Annotated in this window: 14 protein-coding genes and 1 pseudogene; all 15 read left to right on the top strand. The window is 61.7% G+C overall.

Features of this window, described 5'->3' with window-relative positions; translation table 11 throughout:
• Positions 1–297 (top strand): annotated as a pseudogene (locus tag PTE30175_RS27615) (glycosyl hydrolase); the annotation flags it as partial.
• Positions 298–388: 91 nt separating this feature from the next.
• Positions 389–1867, top strand: a complete 1479-nt coding sequence (locus PTE30175_RS27610; protein ID WP_150700271.1) for a flavin monoamine oxidase family protein — start codon at positions 389–391, stop codon at positions 1865–1867.
• A complete protein-coding gene (locus PTE30175_RS27605) occupies positions 1868–2545 on the top strand; it encodes a c-type cytochrome (RefSeq protein WP_150700269.1) in 678 nt (225 codons plus the stop codon).
• A gap of 74 nt (positions 2546–2619) precedes the next feature.
• The gene (locus tag PTE30175_RS27600; RefSeq protein WP_150700268.1) at positions 2620–3750 is read left to right on the top strand and encodes a saccharopine dehydrogenase family protein; all 1131 of its coding nucleotides are present in this window, start codon (positions 2620–2622) and stop codon (positions 3748–3750) included.
• 40 nt (positions 3751–3790) lie between these two features.
• A complete protein-coding gene (locus tag PTE30175_RS27595; protein WP_150700267.1) occupies positions 3791–5344 on the top strand; it encodes a class I adenylate-forming enzyme family protein in 1554 nt (517 codons plus the stop codon).
• Positions 5345–5369: 25 nt separating this feature from the next.
• Complete coding sequence (locus PTE30175_RS27590; protein WP_150700266.1) at positions 5370–6611, top strand: thiolase family protein; 1242 nt, start codon at positions 5370–5372, stop codon at positions 6609–6611.
• Positions 6612–6673: 62 nt separating this feature from the next.
• Positions 6674–8122 carry an NAD(P)/FAD-dependent oxidoreductase gene (locus tag PTE30175_RS27585; RefSeq protein ID WP_150700270.1) on the top strand — a complete coding sequence of 483 codons (1449 nt, stop codon included), beginning with the start codon at positions 6674–6676 and terminating at the stop codon, positions 8120–8122.
• Between the two features lie 91 nt (positions 8123–8213).
• Positions 8214–8918, top strand: coding sequence for a TetR/AcrR family transcriptional regulator (locus PTE30175_RS27580; protein ID WP_150700265.1), 705 nt, complete (start codon positions 8214–8216; stop codon positions 8916–8918).
• 518 nt (positions 8919–9436) lie between these two features.
• On the top strand, positions 9437–10726 hold the full coding sequence (locus PTE30175_RS27575) for an acyl-CoA dehydrogenase family protein (protein ID WP_150700264.1): 1290 nt from the start codon (positions 9437–9439) through the stop codon (positions 10724–10726).
• A 154-nt stretch (positions 10727–10880) separates the two neighbouring features.
• Positions 10881–11630 (top strand): electron transfer flavoprotein subunit beta/FixA family protein, encoded by a 750-nt coding sequence (locus PTE30175_RS27570; RefSeq protein ID WP_150700263.1) that lies wholly within the window; start codon positions 10881–10883, stop codon positions 11628–11630.
• Between the two features lie 17 nt (positions 11631–11647).
• The gene (locus tag PTE30175_RS27565) at positions 11648–12592 is read left to right on the top strand and encodes an electron transfer flavoprotein subunit alpha/FixB family protein (RefSeq protein ID WP_150700262.1); all 945 of its coding nucleotides are present in this window, start codon (positions 11648–11650) and stop codon (positions 12590–12592) included.
• Positions 12593–12759: 167 nt separating this feature from the next.
• Positions 12760–14244 carry a flavin monoamine oxidase family protein gene (locus PTE30175_RS27560; protein WP_150700261.1) on the top strand — a complete coding sequence of 495 codons (1485 nt, stop codon included), beginning with the start codon at positions 12760–12762 and terminating at the stop codon, positions 14242–14244.
• Positions 14245–14254: 10 nt separating this feature from the next.
• Positions 14255–14911 carry a c-type cytochrome gene (locus PTE30175_RS27555; RefSeq protein WP_150700260.1) on the top strand — a complete coding sequence of 219 codons (657 nt, stop codon included), beginning with the start codon at positions 14255–14257 and terminating at the stop codon, positions 14909–14911.
• Between the two features lie 34 nt (positions 14912–14945).
• Positions 14946–15626, top strand: coding sequence for a hypothetical protein (locus PTE30175_RS27550; RefSeq protein WP_150700259.1), 681 nt, complete (start codon positions 14946–14948; stop codon positions 15624–15626).
• Between the two features lie 90 nt (positions 15627–15716).
• On the top strand, positions 15717–16167 hold a 451-nt coding region (locus PTE30175_RS27545; protein ID WP_476703896.1), incomplete at its 3' end, for a Rossmann-fold NAD(P)-binding domain-containing protein.

Genomic DNA, 16167 nt, shown 5'->3' with positions numbered 1-16167 from the left:
CCCGACGGCCGGATCGTTGTGGGGGGCCTGCTCGGCAGCCTGTTTCAAAGCAGCGATGGGGGGACGACGTGGTCGCCGCTGAAGGCGGAAACGAAGAACTCGATCACCAATCTCGTCGCAACCGGGAAAGGACTGGTCGCGGTCGGGCTCGACGGACTGGTCTTGACGCAGCGCGCCGGCGGCGCGCCGTTAGAGGTCTCTCAACGTCCGGATCGGGCGGCACTGACCGCAACCGTGATTGATGCAAGAGGAAAGCCGATTCTGTTTTCGCAGGACGGTGTGCTTTCGACGCCATGAGCATGTTCTTGATTCATGCTTTCAGTAATAAGTTGTACTGATAATAATCGAGAGATGGAAAGCCTCGATGAAAGTTGATGGGGTACCTGAGATGGATCGGAAACGCAAACCAGATGCGGAGACGCGGCGCCAACTTCTCCGTCTTGCGGCGGTGGGCGCCGTGTCGCTCGCGGCTGGCGAGGTGTCGCTGGCAGCGGGCGGCGTAGCGAAATCCGCGGATCGCGACGTGCTGGACGTCGCGATCATCGGCGCCGGCTTGGCAGGAATGACAGCCGCGCGCGACTTGAATCGCGCCGGTTGTGAATCATTCGTTGTCCTTGAGGCGCGCAACCGCGTAGGCGGACGCACGTACAACCACGATCTGGGGCACGGTGTCATTTCGGAAGCCGGAGGCCAGTGGATCGGCCCCGGCCAGACGGCTATTGCGGACCTGGCGCGCGAGCTGCAGGTCGAGAGCTTCCCGTCCTACTACGACGGCAAGACCGTCATTCTGGCGGGCGACGCCAGAGTGGCGCAGGATTTCCATGGTAAAGGCGGCGGCGACGAATCGATCGGTGCCAAGCTTGGCGAATTGGCGAGAGGTGTACCTTCTGAGGCACCGTGGAAAGCGCAGAACGCGGCGGAACTCGACAAGCTGACATACGGCGATTGGTTGGTGCAGCAAGGTTTGAACTATGAGGAGGAACACTTCCTCGGGCTGGCCGCGAAACTGACGCTCGGTGGGGCGCCGGCGCAGCTTGGATTGTTGCACTACCTCTCGCTGCTCAACAGCGCTGGCTGCAGTTTCGATCAGCTCGAGTCGTTCAAGGGCGGCGCACAGGAAACGCGCTTCGTCGGGGGCTCGCAGATTCTCAGTAACAAGATGGCGAGCGAGCTCGGCAACAAGGTTAACTTGTCTTGCCCGGTGCGCAAGATCTCCGGCTGGGATCGTGACGTCGTCGAGCTTCATACTGATCGCGGCGTTGTGCGTGCGCGCCGCGCGATCCTCGCGCTGAATCCTGCCCTGTGCAACCAGATCGTTTTCGAACCGCCGCTGCCGGACGGACGAGCGCAGTTACAGCGCCATTGGCCCACGACTGCGCCGATGCGCAAGACAGTTCACGTTTATGAGCGGCCATTCTGGCGAGATGACGGGTATTGCGGTCAGATCTATCAGGTCGAGGGCCCTGTCCTCTTTGCCTACGACAACTCGCCGCAGGACGGTTCGGTCGGCGTGCTGAGCGCGTTCGTCGCGCCCGGTGCGCTGCCCAGCGACTCTAAGGCCGCCGAGCGGACGCTGTCAGCTATCTATGCCCGGGCACTCGGAGACAAGGCACAGCGTCCGACGCAGTTCCACGACCTGGACTGGGGCAGGGTCGATCAGTGGACACTGCAGTGCATTCATCCGATACCACCTGGTTTCTGGACGAAATGGGGCGAATTCCTCCATCCCGCGGTGGGCCGGTTGATCTGGTCGGGAACCGAAACTGCCGACATCTGGGCTGGCGCGATGGATGGTGCCGTGCGTTCCGGTCACCGGGCAGCCTTGCAGGCACTGGGCGCAATGGCGCATCGCAGCGCGGAGGCCTGAATGAAGCGAGCAATGATTATCGGGGCTGTCATTGCGGTTGCCGCAACGGTAGGAGCGGGCGCGTTCTACGGACGCGATTACCTGGACGCTCTCCGTTTCGAGAAGGCAATGAATCACATCGACGAAACGAACAAGGCCGACGCCGGCTCCTGGCCGCAGCCGGTGGAGACCTGCTTTTTCTGTCACGGTCCGCGCGGCCAGTCCCTCAATTCAGGGTATCCGGCGTTGTCCGGCCAGCCCGAAAGGTATATCGCGGCTCAGCTGCGTGCATTCGCCAGCGACCAGCGCCACAACCCGTACATGGGACCGCTCGCCAGGGACCTCGACGACGGGCAGATCAAGGCGCTGGCGGCCTATTTCGCGAAGCAGACGGCGACAAAAAGCGAAGATGTTCCGGCTGATGCGGAACTCGACAAACAGGGAATGTCCTTGGTCCAGGCCCGGAGCTGCCAGGCGTGCCACGGTGCGACACTGATGGGCAAGGATCAGGCGCCACGTCTCGCGGGGCAAGGGGAGGCTTATCTCGCGAATCAGCTTGCCGCGTTCAAGTCGGGCGAACGCCATGACCTGACCGGCGCGATGAATGGCGTTGCCACCACGTTGTCGCAGGACGACATCGGCGCGGTAGCCCACTACCTGGCTCGAATCTCACCCGGGCACGCCGCCACCGCCAACTGATTCGAGCCATTCGACGTTTAACCACCCAAGTTTGAGCGATTCAACTTTTAACCACCACGTATCAGGAGACAATCATGGCAAAGCACCCCGTCGTCATCTATGGCGCAAGCGGCTACACCGGCATGTTGATCATGGACTGGCTGATCGACCAGAACATTCCATTCACGGCCGTGGCCCGCAATGCAGGCCGGACGAAGGAAATGATGGCGCAGCGCGTCGTGCGCCTCGAATCGGCGAACTACGAGATCATCGAAGCGGAACACAACGTCGACGCGCTTACCAACGCGTTCCGTGGTGCGAAGGTGGTCTGTAACACCGTCGGACCGTTCTTCAATTTCGGGCTCGTGGCCGTCGAAGCGGCGCTCAAGGCAGGGTGCCATTACCTCGACCCCGCTGGCGAGCAACACCACCTCCGCAACGTGCGCGAGCAGTTTGGCGAACTGTATCGACAAGCCGGGCTGCTGGTGTCTCCGTCGAATGCCTACATGTACACGTTTGCGGAAATCGCCGCCGAGCTGGCGCTCGAGACGCCCGGCATCGATGTGCTGGAAACGGCGACATTGACGCGCAGCCCGCGTGGCAACGCTGGGATAACCGTGGGCTCGGCAGCGACGATTTTCGAGGGCTATCGCCAGGAAGCCTGCTACCTGTGGGATAAGAAACTGGAGCGGCATTCTGCGGATGCATCGTTCACCGTTGCGACGCCCGACTTGATGCAACCGGTGTTTTGCTTGCCGTGGGGCGGTACGTCGCTGCCCGTCTACTTCGAGCACGATGCGCGCGTGCGCAGCTGCGTCTCGTGCGTGGGCTTCTACGACACCAACGCGATGCGGACGGTGCATGCGTTCGGGCAGAAATGGGAAGCCGAGTACAAGGACCTGCCAAGTGCGCAACAGGACGCAATTGTGAAGCAGCTTGTCGATTCGACCTCGCCCACGATGCCCCCGCGCGAGCGGACGACGATGCAGCGCACCGTCGACGTTGCGATCGGGCGCGGCCAGCTTGCGTCGGTGCGCGCGACCATGTACGGCGTCACGCCATACATCTCAACTGGAGCTGTCCAGACAGCCGGCGTCATCAAGCTGCTCGATGGCGAGACCGCCAAGGTTGGCTTCGCGTCCGGCTCGAAGGCGTTCGGTCATCGCTACCTACTGGGGTTCCTCGAGCAGCGTGGTCTTGCGCGCGCGACGGTGTCCCAGCTGTAATCGCAGCTATCGGACAGGTACGGATTCAGGAATACGTGAAATGGCAATCATTGATTTTTTCGACCGCGGGTGGCGCATCAACCCTCACGGCATCGCCTATATCCAGAACGATCGCAACTACTCGTTCCAGGAGGTCGGGGAGCTTTCCTGCCGCATCGCGAACGGGCTGATTGCAGCCGGATTCGCAAAGGAAGCGAAAGCGGCAGTCTGGGCGGATAACGACGTCACGGCCTGGATCTGCGCGCTGGGGCTATGGCGTGCGGGGCTGGCGTATATACCCACCAATGGGCGCAGCACGCCCGCGGAGAACCAGTTCGTCCTCGATTTTTTCGACTGCGAAGTGCTGTTTTTCCAGCAGGCGTTCGCGCCGGCCATCGAAGCCGTGCGCGCCAGCTTGCCGAAGGTCAAGCTCTGGGTGTGCATCGATGCCGACCTGGCGTGGGCGCCGTCGCTGGCGACGTGGAGCGCGGGCCAGCCGACGACCATGCCGCTCGTCGATTACGACATGGATGACGTCGTGACGCTTTCGGCGACGGGAGGCACGACGGGTGCGCCGAAGGGCGTGATGAACACGCACCGCGTGTTTCAGACCTACTTCGCGCAATACATGATGGCGTTCCCCTATGTAGCGGAACGCCCCGTGAATCTCGCCGCGGCGCCGATGACGCATACCGCGGGGATGCTGTCGCTGCCGTGCACCGCACGTGGCGGCACGGTCGTCGTGCTCACGAAGCCCGATCCTGCGCTGCTGCTTGGCGCGATCGCCAAGCACCGGGTCACCGAGTTCTTCCTGCCGCCGACGGTCATCTACCGCCTGCTCGATATCCCCGGTATCGAGAAGCAGGATTTCTCGTCGCTCAAATACTTCCTTTATGGCGCCGCGCCGATGTCGGTGGAGAAACTCAAGCGCGCGATCGGGGTATTTGGTCCGGTGATGTCCGGCGGCTACGGCCAGACCGAAGCCGCGGCATCGATTGCCTATCTGACGCCGGCCGAGCATTTCGTCGAGGGCGAGGTTGCGTCGGACGAACGGCTGTCATCGGTCGGCCGTCCGAACCCGCTCATTCGCGTCGAGATCATGAACGACCAGGGCGAGATGCTGCCGCAAGGCGAGACCGGCGAAATCTGCGTGCGCGGCGACCTCGTGATGAAGGGCTACTACAAGGCGCCGGACAAGACCGCTGAGACCATCGTCGACGGCTGGCTGCACACCGGCGACATCGGTCATATCGATGCCGACGGCTACCTGCACATCACGGACCGCAAGAAGGACATGATCATCAGCGGCGGCTTCAACGTGTACCCGAGCGAAGTCGAGCAGGTGATCTGGGCGCATCCGGCGGTGCAGGACTGCGCGGTGATCGGCGTGCCGGACGAGAAGTGGGGCGAGGCGGTGAAGGCGGTCGTGGAGCTCAATGCAGGCCATAGCGTGAGTGCCGAGGAGCTCGTCGCGCTGTGCAAGGAGAAGCTCGGCTCGGTCAAGGCACCGAAGAGCGTCGACTTCGTCGCCGCGCTGCCGCGGAGCACGGTCGGCAAGGTGTTGAAGAAAGACCTGCGCGAGCGGTACTGGCACGATCAGCAACGCAAGATCTGAGCTTGCCCTTTACGAAAGGCACACCATGAGCAACATTTACATCGCTGGTATCGCCATGACCGTGTTCGGTCGGCACATCGAGCGTAGCGTTGAGGATCTCGCAGGCGAGGCGCTGCACGGCGCGTTGCAGGACGCAGGCTGCCGCGCCGACGCCATCGGCGCGGCGTTCTACTCCGGCATCACCAATGGCGCGCTGCAGGGCCAGTTGTCGATCCCGGGGCAGGTCGTGTTCAGCAAGATCGGGATCGAAGGCATTCCGGTGTTCAACGTCGAGAATGCCTGCGCCTCCGGCAGCACCGCGGTTCATTTGGCCGTACAGCGTCTCGCGGCGGGCGCCTGCGACGTCGCGCTGGCGCTCGGGGCGGAAAAGATGAACGTCGCAGACAAGGCGAGGTCGCTCGCGTTGTTCGAGACGGGGTGGGACGTGTCCCGCGTCGACGAGAACTTCGCGACGCTGGCGAAGCTGGGCGAAGGCATCGTGCCGCCTCCCGGATCGGAATCCGATCGGCCCTACAGCCGTTTCATGGCGATCTATGCGGCCCTGTGCCGGCATCACATGAAGACCTACGGCACCACGCAGCGCCAGATCGCCGCAGTATCGTCGAAGAACCATCTGCATTCGGTACACAACTCGCATTCGCAGTTCCGCAAACCGTTCACGATCGACGAGGTGCTTGCCGCGCCGCCGATCACCTATCCGATCACGCTGCCGATGTGCGCGCCGGTAACGGACGGCGCGGCCGCGGCGATCCTCTGCACCGAAGAGGGCCTGCGGCGCATCGGGGCCGACCGCAGCCGTTGCATCAGGATTGCGGCCAGCGTGATCCGCAGCTTTACGCATCGGCGTATCGACGAGCCGGAAAAGAACATCGGCCGCCTCGCAGCGCTGCAGGCATACGAGCAGGCGAGCCTGGGCCCCGAGGACATGGATGTCGCCGAGGTGCACGATGCGTCGGCGATGGGTGAAATCATCCAGGCCGAAAACCTCGGACTGGTGCCGTTGGGCCAGGGCGGCCCTGCTGCCGAGCGCGGCGAATTCACGCTCGGCGGGCGCATCCCCATCAACACGTCCGGCGGCCTCGAATCCAAGGGCCATCCGCTCGGTGCGACGGGCATCGGTCAGCTTTACGAACTGGTCACGCAGCTGCGCGGGGAAGCTGGCGCGCGGCAGGTGCCGGGCGCCAGCCATGCGATTCAGGAAAACGGCGGGGGATTGCAGGGCGTCGAAGAGGCTGCGCTTGCCATCCACATTTTGAGCAAGCAATGATCGAGGTAGGTATGGTCAAGGGATCGGAAGCAAAACAGGGCGGGGGGGCGGGTCATTCCGGAATGACCCGGCGCACTTTCGTCAAGGGCGCGGCGGTCGCAGCGGCCGTCGTGCCGGCAATGGCAGCCGCGGGCGGGGCGCGTGCCGAATCGGTGAAGGAGGCTAAAATCACCGCTGACCTGGAGAAGTATCGAGCGCTCGGCGGATGGGTGGAAAAGCCGGATGACCCGCAACCTCAGCTCGAGGGCGATGTCCACGCGGATGTGATCATCGTTGGTGCAGGCTTCGCCGGCCTTTCCGCTGCGCTGGGACTCGCCGCGCGCGGAGCGAAAGTGGTCGTCCTCGAGCGTGAGTTTGCCGGTTTTGGTGCGAGCGGGCGCAACGCGGGCTATCTTGCCGGCGCCCTGGGGCTCGAATACGACCTTTTCCTCAAGAACGTAGGTAACGAGAAGGCGAGGAAGATCGTCAGCTTCTACGAAGAGGCCGTCAACTTCGTCGAAAGGAAGCTCAAAGAATACGAGATCGACTGCGACTACAACCAGTCGGGATTGATCCGCGCGGGAATTCATCCCTCTCAGGAAGAGAACGTGCGCGAGGGTATGCGGATTGCCGCGGAGCTGGGCTGCCAATCGGAGTTCCTGGATCAGGCCCAAATGCGCGCGCGCGGGATCCCGCCGGCCTTTCTGTTCGGCAACTACGTGCCGCGCGGCGGCACGCTCAATCCTGGCAAGTACGTGATGGGACTGCGGCGCAGGGCCATTCGGGCGGGCGTGAAGATCTACGAGAAGACGCCCCTGGTGTCTTACACCGAAGGCCCGATCATCAAGGTGCAAACGCCGCGAGGCAGCGCGAGTGCTCCGGTCATGGTGCTCGCCACCAACGCCTATACGCCGCAGCTTGGCCTGCTCGCAGACAAGGTCATGCCGTTGCGGATCTCCGCGATCGAGACCGAACCCCTGTCAGCGGCGCAGCTGGCGGCTTTGGGTTGGCCGCGACGCGAAGGCATCGTGACCGCGCACTTCACCATGGAAAGCCATCGCTTGACGGCAAACAACACGCTCGTGGTGACGACCAAGCGAATCCACTACCCATACGGTTCGAAGACACCGAATGTGCCCGACTACGACCAGTATGGTGAGCTGAGGATGGCCCTGCACGACCGTTTTCCGACCTTGAAAGATATCGCCCTCCGAGCATGCTGGAGCGGCTATATCAGCTTCGCCGGCGACGCGCTGCCGGTCGTCGGCGCAACTGGAGCGCATCAGAATATCTACTATGCCGCCGGGTGTTCCGGGCATGGCGTCGGCGGGCAGTCACTGGTGGGGCATATGATTGCCGAACGAATTCGTGGTACCGAGGATCCGCTGCTTGCGGCGCTGCGCCACGACACGCCGTCGACGCTGCCTGAACCGCTGCGATGGTGCGTCGTCAATGGGGCATTAGGCGTAACGAACATGCTCGACGACCGGGTGAACAGTAAGGTGCGCGATGCCGCTGCCCGACGCGTATAGCGGCAAGCGCATTGACTGCCATTTACGATGACGCGTCCGGCGAAACGCTGTTGCAATGACTTCGCTTCGGAGAGGTTTGAATACCTGAATCATGATGGAAACCACGAAAGTGCCTACCGACCAGCGCGGCATCAGGGGGCGGCGCACATCGGGCGAAGCCGCCGCAGGGGCGGCCCCCGACGGATTGCGAGCCCAAGGCTTACGTACTCGCAATGCGATCGTTCGGGTTGCAAGAAAACTCCTGCTTGAAAGCGGCCCGCTGGAATTCTCGCTGCGCGCGGTGGCGCTTCGCGCCGGAATCAGCGTCAGCAATCTCCAGTACTACTTTCCGACCAGGCTGGCAGTATTGCGGGCGGTGATGGAACCAGAAATCAACGCGTATCTGGATGAAGTGAAGCGCATGCTCGCCAGCTGTGTGCCGCCCCAAGAAGTGCATGACGCGATCGTGCAGCGGTCGCTTCGTGACGCGAACGATGCCACATACACGGCGTTGTGGCGGCACTTCTTTTCGTTCGCGTCGACCGATCCCGAGTGCGCCAAACTGTGCGACGAGTGGTACAGCACACTGACGCACGAACTCGCAAAGCTGATCCGTGCCGTCAATCCGAAATTCGGGACGGCCGACAGCATGCACGTCGCCGCGCTACTCATCGCGATGGCCGACGGATTGCCAATGCAGCTCGGCACGGGCCGCCGCAAGCACGCTTATATGCGGGGGCTCGACGAGAGATACATTGCGACCGTCAATTACATCGTGCAGGGGGGCACGCTCGGCGTCAGCGTCGACCAGAAATAATCTGCGTAAGGCGCAGTTCCCGGTTTCGCCGCGCAACCGGGCCGCTATCGGGCCTTGCCCCCACAAGATCGTCCAAGGTTCTTCGCTCTACTGCCTTCTGTTGCACGTGGGCTCTCCCAAAAAGCTTACATCGACCTGCCGCAGTTATAGGTCGCTTCGATGAAACGTCATCGTGTCCTCCCATATTCGGCTTGGTCCTGCAATGAGGTCGTGATTGACGTCAGCGTCGGCTCGCTATCGAGTTCAGATGAGGTGAGGGAAACCGCCGGTGCAGGGCCGAATCCTGCCGCGCATTGCCGGAAATATCGTCGCGCCAGTTGGTGTTTTCCCTGACTCCAAGCGCCTTGATTATAGGTCAAGTCGACGCTATTATTAGGTCATTAATACGTTTATTGTAGGTCGGGTGAATGCGATGCTGGTTAGCAGCCCCTTCAGCTCATTTTTTAAAGTCTTTAACCGAAACGGCCGGATACCCAGTAGGCCGGTCGGTATGCGTCCAGGAGAGGAGGAGCATCGAAATGATTCGTCTGCGCAAGTCCGTCGAGTTGCCGTTGGTCGGAATGAGTGGTTTTGAGACGCCGTTGACCGAAGAGGAAAGTGCGATCCAGAGCACCGTTCACCGCTTCGCGCGCGATGTGTTGCGGCCGATCGGCCGGGAGCTCGACCGCATGACGCCGGAGGAGGTGATTGCCCCTGGCTCGCCATACTGGACTGCCATTAGCGAGAGCGCGAAGCTCGGGCTCGATCCACAACTGATTGCCCAGTTTCCGCCGGAGGTTGCCATCCGCATCGAATCGATCATTGGCGAAGAATTTGGTTGGGGCGACGCGGGCTTCTCCATCGGTATTGGCGCATCAACGATGCCGATGGTGGTGGCCCAATCGGTCGGCAATCAGGAGCTGATCGACATGTGCGCGGGCAAGATCGGGTGCTGGATGAACACGCAGCCGGACCGTGGCTCGGATGGCGCGATCCTGAACCGCGAAGAGCTCAGCGCGAGCGGAAAGCAGCCGACCGGGAACATCACGGCAAAGGTTGGCGCCGACGAAATTGTCATCAACGGGCAGTACTCGTCGTGGGTGTCGAACGGGCCGGTGGCGCAGGTCGGGCTCGCTTACATGGCAGCGGATTACGGCGATGGCTTCTACGGCACAGGGGAGCGAGGCGCGTTCACCAATGGCATCGCGATGATCCTGCCGCTGGATTTGCCAGGGATCTCGCGGGGCAAGCCGCTGGACAAGATCGGCCAGCGCTCGATGCCACAGGGCGAGATCTATTTCGACAACGTCAAGGTGCCGAAGCGCTTCGCCATTGCGCTGAAGGACGAATATCTCGGCAACCTCACTTCGGCATGGTCGTACGCCGGGACGCACATGGCTCAGACCTTCGTTGGAGCGGCCCGTTCTGCGTTCGAATTGGCGCTTGCGTATTGCCACGATCGCAAGCAGGGCGGTGCGCTGTTGATCGACCACCAAATGACGCATTTGCGCCTGGGTGAAATGCTGCGCCGTCTGGAGACGGCGCGAGCGATCGCCCGCCGTACGCTGGCGTACTCGCGCCTGTCGCCGCAGAGTCACCCGTACGTGACGTCGATGGGCAAGGTCAGCGTGACGGAAGAGGCGATGAAGATCGCGCACGAGGCATTCCAGCTGTTCGGAGGCAACGGCACCACGCGCGAATTCCCGATCGAGAAGATCTTCCGCGACATTCGCTCCTCGTTGATCGAAGACGGCGAGAACTACGTGCTCACGTCGCGTCTGGGCGTGCTGGCAGGCAAGCTCTATCAGAACGGGTGGACGAAGGAGTAAGCGTTGCCGCCGACGGTGGTCGCGAGACTCGGGATGCGATGTGCTCGAGGGCCCTGATCAGATCGTCGGGCGGGTGTCCGTGAGTCGTATTTGTTCGAGAAGCGACCGCGGCCCAATGGAATCGAGCACACGGTGATGTAAATCTGGAGAAACAATGAAAGTGCTGGTAGCGGTAAAGCGTGTCGTGGATGCGAACGTGAAAGTTCGCGTCAAGGCGGATGGATCGGGCGTCGATCTCGCGAACGTCAAGATGAGCATCAATCCGTTCGACGAAATCGCCGTCGAAGAGGCGGTGCGCTTGAAGGAGGCGGGCGTGGCGACGGAAGTGGTCGTTGTATCGTGTGGCGCGAGCGCCTGTCAGGAAACGCTGCGCACCGCGCTGGCGATCGGCGCGGATCGTGCGATCCACGTCGAGTCGAACGACGGCGTCGAGCCGCTCGCGGTCGCGAAGATCCTGAAGGCGCTGGTCGCTAAGGAGCAGCCTCAGCTCGTAATCCTCGGCAAGCAGGCGATCGACGACGACTCCAATCAAACCGGTCAGATGCTCGCCGCGCTCGCAGGCCTGCCGCAAGCGACGTTCGCGTCGAAGGTGACGATCGCGGACGGCCGAGCGACGGTCGCGCGTGAGGTGGACGGCGGTGCGCAGACGCTGTCGCTGAAGCTGCCGGCGGTGGTGACGACCGACCTGCGCCTGAATGAGCCGCGCTACGTGACGCTTCCCAACATCATGAAGGCGAAGAAGAAGGCGCTCGAGACGATCAAGCCGGAAGACCTCGGCGTGGATGTGACGCCGCGTCTGAAGACGCTGAAGGTGACGGAGCCGCCAAAGCGCGCGGCCGGCGTGAAGGTGCCGGACGTGAAGACGCTGGTCGAGAAGCTGAAGTCCGAAGCGAAGGTGCTGTAAGAGGGGAGCGGAAAGAAATGACGATTTTGGTAATTGCCGAACACGACGCCGAGTCGATCAAGGCAGCAACGCTGAATACCGTGGCGGCCGCGGCTGTCGTCGCTACGTTAACGCACACGGAGATCCATGTGATGGTCGCGGGCCACAACGTGAGCAATGCGGCAAACGCAGCGGCGAAGATCGCCGGCGTCGCGAAGGTGTTGGTGGCCGACGCGGCACAACTGGCCGATGGCCTCGCGGAAAATGTCGAAGCGACCGTGCTGAACATCGCCAAGGGCTATTCGCACATCCTTGTACCGGCGACCGCGTACGGGAAAAACATCGCGCCGCGTATCGCCGCGAAGCTCGACGTCGCGCAGATCAGCGACATCACAGCCGTGGACAGTGCCGACACGTTCGAACGCCCGATCTACGCTGGCAACGCGATCGCGACGGTGCAATCGTCGGATTCGATCAAGGTGCTCACGGTGCGTGCGACAGGTTTCGACGCAGTCGCAGCCGAATGCGGTAGCGCATCGATCGAAAAGATCGAAGCCGCAGCGGACGCCGGCGTGTCGCAATTCGTGAGCCGCGAAGTGACGAAGCTTAATCGTCCGGAGCTGACGAGCGCGAAGATCATTGTGTCGGGCGGTCGCGGCCTTGGAAGCGCCGAGAACTACGCGAAGGTGCTGGAGCCACTGGCCGACAAGCTGCAAGCTGCCCTCGGTGCATCGCGAGCGGCAGTCGACGCCGGCTTCGCGCCGAACGACTATCAGGTTGGCCAGACCGGCAAGATCGTCGCGCCGCAGCTGTACATCGCGATTGGCATTTCGGGCGCGATCCAGCACCTCGCCGGGATGAAGGGCTCGAAAGTGATCGTCGCGATCAACAAGGACGAAGAGGCGCCGATCTTCGGCGTGGCCGATTACGGTCTCGTCGGTGACCTGTTCACGCTGGTGCCGGAGTTGACGGCTGCGATCTAGCCGAATACCCGGCTCGACGCGGAATACCTGGCGACCACCCGTCATCTCCTGTCGGATGCATCGGCGGACGTCAAATCAATAGCGGTCGTGCACCGAGCAAGCGTCCGTCGTGCGCGGCCTCGATGGACTGATGACGAGTAGCTACTTTCATAAGAGTGACGGACACCATGGCACAGAAGTCTTCCTCTGGCACTTCAGCCAATATGCAGCGCAGGCAATTGCTCAAATACGCTGGCGCGTCAGCTGCCTTGGGCGGTTTTGCGATCAGCGTTGGGCAGGCAAATGCTGAGGCCGCCAAGACTGCGGGCAACTCAGGCGATGTCCTCGACGTGGTCATCGTAGGTGCCGGGCTGGCCGGCTTGACCGCTGCTCGGGACCTGTGTCGGGCCGGCTGCAAGTCCTATCTTGTCCTGGAAGCGCGAGACCGTGTAGGGGGGCGGACGCTCAATTACGATGTTGGCGGGGGGCACATCACCGAAGTCGGGGGGCAGTGGATCGGACCCGGTCAGACCGCCATCGCGGATCTCGCGCGCGAACTGGATGTCGGTACCTTCCCAAGTTACTACGAAGGAAAGACGATCATTCTTGGCGGCGATGGCCGAGCGGAGGTCGATCTGAAGGGTACCTTCGGCACCGAAGAAGCCATCGGCGAAAAGCTCAGCAAGCTGTCGCGCGAGGTGCCTTCGGGAGCGCCCTGGAAATCTCCGAGTGTCGGCGAGCTTGACAAGCTCTCGGTCGGCGATTGGCTCGCCAAACAGAACATCGAAGCGGGAGATCAAGTGGGATGGGACGCAGGGATCCTCCTTTCCGGCGGCGCAACGCCAGCGAAGATGGGGCTTCTGCATTTCCTTTCGATGATCAATTCAGCCAATCGTGACTACTCTCAGCTCGACGGCATCAAGCACAGCGCCCAGGAAACCCGGTTTGTCGGCGGCTCGCAAATCCTCAGCACCAAGATCGCGCAGCAGCTGGGCGACAAGGTACGCCTGTCGACTCCGGTCCGCCAAATTTCCAATTGGGATCGCGAGGTCGTCACGTTGCATACCGATCACGGAGAGGTACGCGCCCGAAAAGTCATCATGGCCATCCATCCGGCGTTGTGTAATCAGGTGCAATACGATCCCCCGCTGCCGGATAAACGTACCGCTCTGCAGCGCGCCTGGCCTGCCCATTCCCCGGCGCGCAAGACGGCCATGGTCTATTCCCGCCCGTTCTGGCGCGACAAAGGACTGAACGGCCACATCTTTCAAATCAAGGGGCCGATCCTCTGGGCCTACGACAACTCTCCTCCGGGTGGAGAAATCGGTGTCATCAACGCCTTCGTCTCGAATGCAATGGTTCCCTCGGACTTGCAGGCGGCCAAGCGCTTGCAGGCGGAACTCTATGCGCAAGCGTGGGGCCGCGAAGCATTGTCCCCCGTGTCGTATCACGATCGCGACTGGGGCCAGGCCGATTCCTGGACGATAACATGCATCTCCGCCATCCCTCCCGGCTTCTGGAGTGCCCACGGCGATGCGCTACGCCCACCGTGCGGCAATCTGATCTGGTCGGGTACCGAAACCGCGGATATTTGGGCCGGCTACATGGATGGCGCCGTACGCTCGGGCCATCATGGCGCTCTCCAGGCGCTCAATGCGCTGCGTCAGGCATAGGAGCGCGGAGATGAAGAAACTCATATTGCTCGCCATTTCCGTCGTTGTTGTCGTGCTGCTTGTCGTGTTCGGCCCGAGTCTGCTCGACCTCTATCGCCTTCAGCACTTTGTCACGACGTCGGCGGAGGCCTACCAGGCCGACGGAGGCACCTGGCCACGCCTGACCGATGTGTGCCTCAATTGCCACGGAGTCAAAGGCAATTCGCTCAATCAAGGCTTTCCGAGCCTGGCGGGGCAGCCGGCTCCATACGTGGCGGTCCAGCTCCACAATTTTGCCAACGGACAGCGGGCCAATCCGACCATGGGCCCGCTGGCGATGACCTTGAGCGATGTCCAGATCACGCTCCTGTCTGACTACTACGCGAGGCAGGCAGTTGCCGAGAATCGCTTCTTCGAGCCGGATCCGAAATTGCGGGCGAAAGGGGAGCAATTGGTGACGGGAGGAAGTTGCGCGGCGTGTCACGGCGCGCGACTGATGGGCCATGACCAATTCCCGCGCCTCGCTGGCCAAGGGTATGACTACATCCTGAAACAGCTCGACGCGTTTGCCGCCGGCACGCGGAGCGAGGCCACCGGCACGATGAAAAGCATCGCTGCTGCCACATCACCGGAAGACCGCAAGGCTATTGCCAATTATCTTGCGAGCCTTGATCCGGAGAAGAAATGATGAATCAATTGCAATCGTCAGTGAGGAAATAATCATGGACCTTGTCAGAAACCATTTGATCTGCTTTGCCAGTTTCGTATTGGCAGTGAGCGGGGCGACCTATGGAACGAAGTTCTTGAAGAAGCGCAATTATCTTCTCGCGGCAGAATGGTTGATCATTTCGCTTTCGGCTACGAACCTGGCGGTGTATCTCTTGATTGAATGGCCGCCTTTGTACCATGTCGCGCATTTTTTCGATGCGTTTACCAGGGCTTTTGGCGTGCCGGTCATCGGCGTCTTGGGTTTTATGACTGTGACGCACGGCTACAAGCCATCGGTTCGCCAGGATGTCGCGCTGTTCGCGCTCGCCTTCGGGGGAGCGGCCGTCCTGGAAACTGTCGGTTCCATCGCTCCGGCCTTGCCCTACTTCTACGTGGTGACGTGGACCTGCTTTTCGATCTATGTCGCCTATTTTGTCAAGAGGCTGCTGGGCGTCGGAGAAAAATTTCATGCGATGACCACGACCGTGGCCCTGGTTACTTCGCAGGTCATTGCATGTGTTTATGACTTTTACAAGATCCCCGGAGATGAACATAACGTGCTGTTCAACTTCTTTTTCATGGCACTGCTTACCTGGGCGTACTTCATCGTTGCGACTTATTACGCCTATTGCGCGTTGGAGCGTGCACAGGATCCGATGAGCGGCTATGCACGGCAAGGAAGTGTGCTCACGTGACGAAGTCTCGAGCCCCGTAACCGTGACGTACAAGTTCGAGTCGATACCCGGCACTCCACGCCGGACATGAGCGAAGAGAGGCATACAAAAATGCAAATAGGAGTTCCAGCCGAAACAGCGATCGGCGAGACTCGCGTCGCCGTGACGCCAGAGACAGTCAAAAAGCTCACGGCCCAAGGACACACAGTGCGCGTGCAAGCTGGCGCCGGACGGGCTGCCTCCGTGACGGACGAGGCGTATCTGGCCGCCGGCGCCGAGGTGGTGGATGGTGCGGTGGCCTTCGGCTGTGGTGTCGTGCTCAAGGTTCGCGCGCCGTCGTCCGAAGAACTGGCCCAGATGAAGCCAGGCACGGTGCTCGCTGGCATGCTCAATCCGTTCGACACGGAGAACAACGCGCGCATGGCTACTGCGGGCATCAATGCGTTCGCGCTTGAGGCCGCACCGCGCACCACGCGCGCGCAGAACATGGACGTGCTCTCGTCGCAGGCCAACATCGCCGGCTACAAGGCGGTGATGCTCGCCGCCAATCTCTACCAGCGCT

The sequence above is a fragment of the Pandoraea terrae genome (assembly GCF_902459695.1).
GTDB lineage: Bacteria > Pseudomonadota > Gammaproteobacteria > Burkholderiales > Burkholderiaceae > Pandoraea > Pandoraea terrae.
Note: the sequence above shows the minus strand (reverse complement) of the source record. Positions and strands in the feature narration are given on the sequence as shown.

What these genes read in the sequence shown, in the direction of transcription:
- PTE30175_RS27610 (WP_150700271.1), top strand. Translation starts at nt 389, where the DNA reads ATGGATCGGAAACGCAAACCAGATGCGGAGACGCGGCGCCAACTTCTC.
- PTE30175_RS27605 (WP_150700269.1), top strand. Translation starts at nt 1,868, where the DNA reads ATGAAGCGAGCAATGATTATCGGGGCTGTCATTGCGGTTGCCGCAACG.
- PTE30175_RS27600 (WP_150700268.1), top strand. Translation starts at nt 2,620, where the DNA reads ATGGCAAAGCACCCCGTCGTCATCTATGGCGCAAGCGGCTACACCGGC.
- PTE30175_RS27595 (WP_150700267.1), top strand. Translation starts at nt 3,791, where the DNA reads ATGGCAATCATTGATTTTTTCGACCGCGGGTGGCGCATCAACCCTCAC.
- PTE30175_RS27590 (WP_150700266.1), top strand. Translation starts at nt 5,370, where the DNA reads ATGAGCAACATTTACATCGCTGGTATCGCCATGACCGTGTTCGGTCGG.
- PTE30175_RS27585 (WP_150700270.1), top strand. Translation starts at nt 6,674, where the DNA reads ATGACCCGGCGCACTTTCGTCAAGGGCGCGGCGGTCGCAGCGGCCGTC.
- PTE30175_RS27580 (WP_150700265.1), top strand. Translation starts at nt 8,214, where the DNA reads ATGATGGAAACCACGAAAGTGCCTACCGACCAGCGCGGCATCAGGGGG.
- PTE30175_RS27575 (WP_150700264.1), top strand. Translation starts at nt 9,437, where the DNA reads ATGATTCGTCTGCGCAAGTCCGTCGAGTTGCCGTTGGTCGGAATGAGT.
- PTE30175_RS27570 (WP_150700263.1), top strand. Translation starts at nt 10,881, where the DNA reads ATGAAAGTGCTGGTAGCGGTAAAGCGTGTCGTGGATGCGAACGTGAAA.
- PTE30175_RS27565 (WP_150700262.1), top strand. Translation starts at nt 11,648, where the DNA reads ATGACGATTTTGGTAATTGCCGAACACGACGCCGAGTCGATCAAGGCA.
- PTE30175_RS27560 (WP_150700261.1), top strand. Translation starts at nt 12,760, where the DNA reads ATGGCACAGAAGTCTTCCTCTGGCACTTCAGCCAATATGCAGCGCAGG.
- PTE30175_RS27555 (WP_150700260.1), top strand. Translation starts at nt 14,255, where the DNA reads ATGAAGAAACTCATATTGCTCGCCATTTCCGTCGTTGTTGTCGTGCTG.
- PTE30175_RS27550 (WP_150700259.1), top strand. Translation starts at nt 14,946, where the DNA reads ATGGACCTTGTCAGAAACCATTTGATCTGCTTTGCCAGTTTCGTATTG.